This is a genomic window from Geomonas sp. (genome assembly GCF_056994735.1).
In genome coordinates this window covers 1-6,885 of sequence record NZ_JBXKJL010000204.1, presented here as the reverse complement: position 1 = coordinate 6,885, position 6,885 = coordinate 1, and the positions used below count along the sequence as shown (strand labels likewise).

7 protein-coding genes and 1 riboswitch are annotated in these 6,885 nt (G+C 59.0%); of the genes, 4 read left to right on the top strand and 3 right to left on the bottom strand.

Features of this window, described 5'->3' with window-relative positions:
• Both AC11W3_RS08970 and AC11W3_RS08965 read left to right on the top strand, forming a co-directional pair.
• Nucleotides 1–300 (top strand): hypothetical protein (locus AC11W3_RS08970; protein ID WP_484092873.1); only part of this gene is annotated, 300 nt, incomplete at its 5' end.
• Nucleotides 275–1,075: a hypothetical protein gene (locus AC11W3_RS08965; RefSeq protein WP_484090833.1), complete on the top strand. Its 801-nt coding sequence runs from the start codon at nt 275–277 to the stop codon at nt 1,073–1,075. The genes AC11W3_RS08970 and AC11W3_RS08965, both read left to right, overlap by 26 nt.
• 118 nt (nt 1,076–1,193) lie before the next feature.
• Here AC11W3_RS08965 and AC11W3_RS08960 read toward each other — a convergent pair whose 3' ends face one another.
• Together AC11W3_RS08960 and AC11W3_RS08955 are read right to left on the bottom strand one after the other, a co-directional pair.
• Nucleotides 1,194–2,423 (bottom strand): Nramp family divalent metal transporter, encoded by a 1,230-nt coding sequence (locus tag AC11W3_RS08960; RefSeq protein ID WP_484090832.1) that lies wholly within the window; start codon nt 2,421–2,423, stop codon nt 1,194–1,196.
• 58 nt (nt 2,424–2,481) lie between these two features.
• The gene (locus tag AC11W3_RS08955) at nt 2,482–3,732 is read right to left on the bottom strand and encodes a magnesium transporter (protein WP_484090831.1); all 1,251 of its coding nucleotides are present in this window, start codon (nt 3,730–3,732) and stop codon (nt 2,482–2,484) included.
• Between the two features lie 346 nt (nt 3,733–4,078).
• Nucleotides 4,079–4,248: riboswitch (M-box (ykoK) riboswitch) on the bottom strand.
• A gap of 443 nt (nt 4,249–4,691) precedes the next feature.
• Here AC11W3_RS08955 and modB point away from each other — a divergent pair.
• Together modB and modC are read left to right on the top strand one after the other, a co-directional pair.
• A complete protein-coding gene (gene modB / locus AC11W3_RS08950) occupies nt 4,692–5,375 on the top strand; it encodes a molybdate ABC transporter permease subunit (RefSeq protein WP_484092872.1) in 684 nt (227 codons plus the stop codon).
• 1 nt (nt 5,376) lies between these two features.
• Nucleotides 5,377–6,432 (top strand): molybdenum ABC transporter ATP-binding protein, encoded by a 1,056-nt coding sequence (gene modC, locus AC11W3_RS08945; protein WP_484090829.1) that lies wholly within the window; start codon nt 5,377–5,379, stop codon nt 6,430–6,432.
• A gap of 170 nt (nt 6,433–6,602) precedes the next feature.
• Here modC and AC11W3_RS08940 read toward each other — a convergent pair.
• Nucleotides 6,603–6,885: aminomethyltransferase beta-barrel domain-containing protein (locus AC11W3_RS08940; RefSeq protein ID WP_484092871.1), on the bottom strand; the 283-nt coding region annotated here is incomplete at its 5' end.

Genomic DNA, 6,885 nt, shown 5'->3' with positions numbered 1-6,885 from the left:
GGGGCGGGTGAGGTTACCCGCCCCCTTTTTGTGCAGGTAGTCTTTGCGTGGACGCGGCCCTGCGGTTCATCCGCGGGTGCCGCTGGTGGGAAGATGACCTTCTTGTTCATTTGCAGGACAAGAGCGTCTTGGACGTGGTTTTCAATTGAGTTTGCAGGAAATACCAACGAGTCGAGTAGTAACAGCTACTTGCTGCCGCTGCCGCCCCCAGATCCCCTCATGGACACCATCTTGAAAGAGAAGGCTAAAGAAACCTCAAAAGGGAGCTTTAGCCATGAGATCTACTGGATGGATCGGTAATTGGGCGGCGGGAATCCTAACCGCGGCGGTAGTGATCGGCAGTGCGGCCTGGGCCCAGGCGGGAGAAACTGCCATCTATGGCAAGTCCGGGTGGTACACATGGGACGAAAGGGTCAATGGCGGGTCGTTTGTGAAGGAGAAAGGATTTCTGCACGCCGTCGGGGTGACGAGGAAGGATGCCCTTTCCGCGCTGTACCTGGCCGAGCGCCTGGAGGTCTGGGGCGGGAATCTCGATTACGACGGGCATGACGTCACCGGGACCACGCCAATAAAGTCCGACACCTCGTATCTCGGCACCAGGGAGGAGGTGGCGTTATCGGTCAGGATGCCGGCGACGGCCACTCTGTCGGTCGAGCCTTTCGGGGGGATCGGCCACAAGTTCTGGATCAGGACCAGATCCAGCGAGAATTGGAACACCATCTACGGCAGGGTGGGGATTGCCGGTGAGGCGACCGGTCAGAACCTTACCTTTTTTGTCAGGGGAGGGACGATCATTCCCTTCTATACCAGGACCCACGTGACCCTGTCGGATGCCGGTTTTGAAGACGTGGTAACGTATCCGGACTCCCGGCTATCAGCCTTCGCCGAAGGAGGGGTGAAAGCCGGCGCCTTCTCGCTGAGCGTCGAATACGAAGGGATGGAGTTCGGGGAGTCGCCGAAAGTGGCGACCCGCAGTCGTTCGGTCGCCAAGGGCACGACTGTCGTGGGAGGAGAAGCCTACCAGCCCGCCTCGAGTTCGAACTTCGTCTCGCTCAAACTCACCTACACCTTCTAGCAGTCCAGCAGCCCTGTCTAAGCTCCTCTTGTCTTCAGGGGGAGGGGATGGGATACAGCCGCCGAGGTGGCATAAAGAAACCGCCGGTCCAATTGGGGCCGGCGGTTTCTTTTTTGGTTTATTGCAGGATGGTCTGGATCACCAGGGCCAGGGTCAGCACGATCATGGTGATCACGGTGACCCAGGAGATCAGGTTGAATGACTTCGAGTTGACGTATTCCCCCATGACCTCCTTCTTATTGATCAGGACCAGCATGAAGATCAGCACGAAGGGGAGGAGGGCGCCGTTCGCCACCTGCGAAAGGAGCATGATGGCGATCAGCGGGGCGTTAGGGATCAGGATGATGAGGGCGCCGATGACGATCAGGCCGGTGTAGAGCCACATGAATTGCGGCGCGCTCTCGAAGTCGTGATCCACCCCTGATTCCCACCCCATGGCCTCGCAGACGCAGTAGGCGGTCGACAGAGGCAGGATGGAGGCGGCAAAGAGCGAGGCGTTGGCAAGTCCTACGGCGAAGAGTGCCGAGGCGTACTTCCCGGCCAGCGGCGCCAGCGAAACTGCGGCGTCCTTCGCGTCGTTTATATGGGTTCCGTGGACAAACATGGTGGCGCCGCAGGCCACGATTATGAAGAAGGCCACTACGTCGGTCATGACGCAGCCGAAGATCACGTCGAACCTGCAGGCTTTGTAATCCTCGAGCCGCACCCCTTTTTCCACCACCGCCGATTGCATGTAGAACTGCATCCAGGGCGCGATGGTGGTTCCTACCACGCCGATCACCATCATCAGGTACGAAGGCTTGAGTTCGAACGACGGCGTCACGGTGGCAACCATGATTTCGCCCCAGGAGGGTTTCGCCAGGACTGCCGAAACGATGTAGGTGAGGTAGACGGTGCAGGCGAAGAGGAAGACCTTCTCGACGAACTTGTAGCTCCCCTTGACAATCAGCCACCAGACCACCAGGGCGCCGATCGGGACCGAGATGTACTTGCTGACGCCGAAGATCTCCATGGCGGAAGCCCAGCCTGCGAACTCGGCGACGGTGTTACCAAGGTTGGCCACCAACAGGAACAACATCAGGTAGGCGGTGACCTTGACGCCGAAATTCTCCCGGATCATGTCGGCCAAGGTCTTGCCGGAGACCACACCCATGCGGGCGCACATTTCCTGCACCACGATGAGGGCTACGGTGATGGGGATCAGCGTCCATAAGAGGGCATAACCGAAGCTCGCTCCGGCCACCGAGTAGGTGGCGATGCCGCCGGCATCGTTGTCGACGTTGGCGGTGATGAGGCCGGGCCCGAGCACGGAGAAGAAGAGGAGGATGCTTTTTTTATTGAATTTCATGGATGTCTCCAGGGACCGTAAAAACTTGAAACGAGAAGCCTGACTCAAGGGTTTTGAATCAGTAGGTCGGATGGCGCTTCAGTTTCAGATCGAGCGGCAGGAAGCGCTCCAGGATATCGTCGACCGTCACGATCCCCACCATCTTCTTCTCCTCGTCCAGTACCGGCACCGCAATCAGGTTGTACTTGGCGATGATCTCCAGGATCTCCTTGGGCTCGTCGTCAATCTGCACGCACTTGAGGTGCTCCGTCATCACCTCCTCTACCGGCAGCGCCCCGTCATTGACCAGCAGCTCCTTCAGCGAAACCACGCCCAGCGGGCGCTCGTCGGGATCGAGGACGTAGGCGTAGTAGACGCTGTCGACCTCGGCGGCCTGATACCTCACCTCGGAAAGGGCCTCGGCTACGGTGACATCGACAGGGATGGCAATGAAGCTGTTGTTCATCATCCCGCCGACACTGTCGTCTTCGTGCTCCATCAGTTCCTGGATCTCTTCCGCGTCCTCGGCATCCATGAGCCCCAGGAGTTCCTCGGCCTTCTCGGCGGTCAGGTCGCCAAGGACGTCCGCCGCCTCGTCCGGGGACATCTCCTCGAGGATGTCGGAAGCGCGCTCGCTGTCGAGTTCGCTGATGATCCGGCTCCTGAGTTCCGGTTCCAACTCGTGGATGGCCTCGCCGGCCGTCTCGTCATCGAGAGAATCGAGCACCGTCTGGATGTTCTGCCTGGGGACCCGCGAGATGATGTGGGCGAGGTCGGCGGGGTGCATCTCCGATATCTGCTCCCGCGCCATGGTCAGGGTCAGTCTCGCCGCGTTGGCCTCGAGATGGCCGACGTACTCCCAGCTGATCTCCCGCTCGGGGATGTCCTTCTGGATCATGCCCCAGAACTTCTCGTAACCCATGCGCCGCAACAGCCCCCTGAAGCCCACGTCGACCGACATCAGGCACAATGAGTCCTTGTGGCGCCCGAGCTTCAGGTCGTTGACCCGGACCACCTTGGCGCCGTTCACGTCCACTATCTGCTTGTCGAGGATGTCGCGCTTTACGTGTACCTCGCCGCCGGTTTCCCGATAGGCGGCCAGTTCATCAACCGACGACGACACCGATATGACCGCAGGATTGAAAAGCACCACCCGGTCCCATCCCACCGCGTAGGTCCGTCCCTTGCGCTGGATCAGCACCTGGCTGACGATGGGGAATTCATCGCCGGGGGTTATGGCGAGATCGCAGACCTTCCCCAGGTACTGCCCCGAGGCGTTGGTGAGCGGCTTCTTCAATACTGCGCTTAGATAGAGTTGCTGCGGCGTCATGACTTGCTCCTGCGGTCCCTCGACGCGCGCGCGAACGCAGACAGACGGCGCGGACGTATCACGGCCGTCCCGGCTTCCGGGCAGGTGAGGGTGCTACATGTGTAAAGCTGGAGAGTTGGCTATGGCCGACTTGCCCCGCTGGTGATGGTTGTTCCGTCCTCAGGCGAACGGAAAAGCGGCCAAGCGGGGGAGACGCGAGGGGGCTTGGGGATTAACCGTTCGACGAAGGGGGATGGGTATGTGAGCTACAACTCGGACTGTCCAAAGTGCTAAACTACCTCCGTGGCAGGTCCCGTAGGGACGAAAAAGGCCGCGGGGAAAACCCCACGGCCTGTCAGGTCGAAGCGAAATTCCCCACTCGTAGATTTTCGGCAGTGCACAACGTAGGTTTCAAAAAACCAGCTACCTTAAGTAAAGCCTTATGCCGACAATACCTGGTCTACCCATTGGCGTCTTTCGACATTTCTGGGCAGTAGCCTCTGTTTGTGCAAACGCCTCATGCTAACGAGGAATAGTTCCATATACTTCTAATGGGAAAGTTTGTCAAGGTTTTTTGCCCGTAAGGGCGGGATAATGTGCCGTAAAGACGTGGAATTTGCCCTGCCAATCACGGGCTGCGCGAGGCGAAGATCCGGGTCGAAGTCCAATCCATTCCCTTCCAAACCGGTGCCCTGTAGCCGAAACTGCTGCCGATTATTTGGGCAGACCCGCAGCGGCCCTTCCCGCGGCTTCGTCTTTGCCGCTACCTGATGCCGTGGTCAAAGGTAGATAACTTGGCATCATCACGCCGAAAACAGTAACTTTCCTGCTCACCCGGTGTTTTCACTTCTCGATTGGAACGAAACCTGCTAGGTCCCTGATGTCACATGCCGCTGTCTCGAACTTTTTTCTGTATTCTACGACAAACCTAGTATTATGATGGCGGCGCTGCCATCACTTCCGCATGCCAAGGATTAGCCATGCTTTTACCGACAGATGCTGACTATGAAGCCATAACGCTCTCTGTCAAGGTAGCACTTACCGCGACGATATTGAGTCTGCCGTTCGGCTTTGGATTGGCCTATGTCATGACCTTCTTCAAGTTCAGAGCAAAGCCGCTCCTCGAGGTTCTGATCAACCTCCCGCTGACACTGCCGCCGGTGGTCATGGGGTACCTGCTGTTGGTCGCCTTAGGCAAGAACGGATTCCTTGCCCCGCTGCTCGATGCCCTCGGCATCAGGATCATCTTCACCTGGAAGGCTGCGGTAGTGGCCTCGGCCGTCGTCGGTTTCCCGCTCCTGGTACGGTCCATCCGGCTGGCCATGGAGTCGATAGACAACCAGCTGATTCATGCTTCCCGGACCCTCGGTGCCGGCGTCTTAGACACCCTCTTCACCGTGATTCTGCCGCTGTCCCGTGCCGGCCTTGTCGCCGGCTCCTCCTTGATGTTCGCCCGCAGCCTGGGCGAGTTCGGCGCCACCATCATCGTCGCCGGCAATATCCCGGGCAGTACCCAGACCATCCCTCTTGCCATCTACGACTACGCCAGCGCCCCTGCCGGCGAGTCGGCGGCACTGTCGCTCTGCATGGTGGCCATTGCCATTTCCGTTGTGGTGCTCCTCTTCCATGAAATGCTTGCCACCAAACTGGCCAGGAGGGACTGAGATGGAAGTGCGCATGGATGTCCGCAAAAGTTTCGGTGCCTTCACCCTCCAGACCGATTTCGGTGTTTCCGGGGAGCAGGTGGGGATCTTCGGTGAATCGGGGAGCGGGAAGTCCACATTGGTGGGACTTCTTGCCGGCCTGAGCGTGCCCGACGAAGGGGAGATATTCCTGGACGGAGAATGCCTGTTCAGCAGCAGCCGCCGAATTTTCGTGCCGCCCCAGCAGAGGCGGATCGCTATCGTCTTTCAGCAGCCCTGCCTCTTTCCCCATCTCAGCGTGGAGTCCAATCTTCTGTACGGCTTCAAGCGGTGCCCTTCGCAGCATCGCAGCATCGATCTCCCTGCGCTGGTTTCCGTGCTGAAGCTGGATGGCCTCCTCAAGCGCGGTGTCAACAAGCTTTCCGGCGGAGAGAAGCAGAGGGTGGCGCTAGGGCGGGCAATACTTTCCAACCCCCGGCTGCTGCTGATGGACGAACCGCTCTCAGCGCTGGATGATGGCCTCAAATTCCAGATCATCCATTACTTGAAGAGTGCCAGCGAAAGGTTCGGGATTCCCTACCTTTTCATCTCCCACTCCCTCCTTGAGATCAGGCTGATGACGCAGCAGGTGCTGGCAGTGGGAGGGGGGCGGATTCTGCGGCAGGCAACGCCCGAGCAACTGGCGCGCGAGAGGATGGGGCAAAGCCAGGTGGGCTACATCAACCTGCTGAAAGCCGATGCGGTGCGGAAGATGGGGGGGCTGTACGTTTACCGGTGGGGAACAGAGGAGCTCTTCATTTCCGCAGGGAGCGGTGCCTCGGCAGCGATGTTCGAGCTGTCGTCCAGGGACATCATCCTATTCAAGAAGCATCCCGAGGCGATCAGCGCCAGGAACCTGCTGAAGTGCACCGTCGTCGATACCTTCCCGTCAGGGGACAAGGTGGGGGTGGAACTGAAATGCGGGAGCGAGACGCTGGTGGCCGAGGTCGTCATGCAGGCGGCAGACGACCTGGCGATACAGGCAAGGACGGAGATTTATGCAGTAATCAAGGCCTCATCGTTCAGGCGGCTGGGGTAAGTTAAAAGCTTGAAATTGCGTGCTTCGACAAGCTCAGCACGAACGGTTTCACAGAGAGCGACAAGCTCAATATCATTTCGTTCACCCTGCCCTTCACCCTTCACCCTTCACCATTCACCCTTCACCATTCACCCTTCACCATTCACCATTCACCATTCACCATTCACCATTCACGCCTTTAAGATCCACCCGCCGCCAACGACTCTGTCGCCGTCATACAGCACGACCGCCTGTCCCGGAGTTACCGCCTGCTGCGGATTTTCGAAAACGACTTGCAGACGGCCGTCCTCCATCAGTGTCGCCTCGCATGGGAACGGGCGCTGCCTGTAGCGTATGGCGCAGGATCCTTTGAAGGTCCCTGAGATCGGCACGCTGGTCCAGGTCACTTCCCCGGCGATCAGACTCTCCCTGGCGAGCTCTTCCCTCGGGCCGACAATCACCCGTGAACTCTCC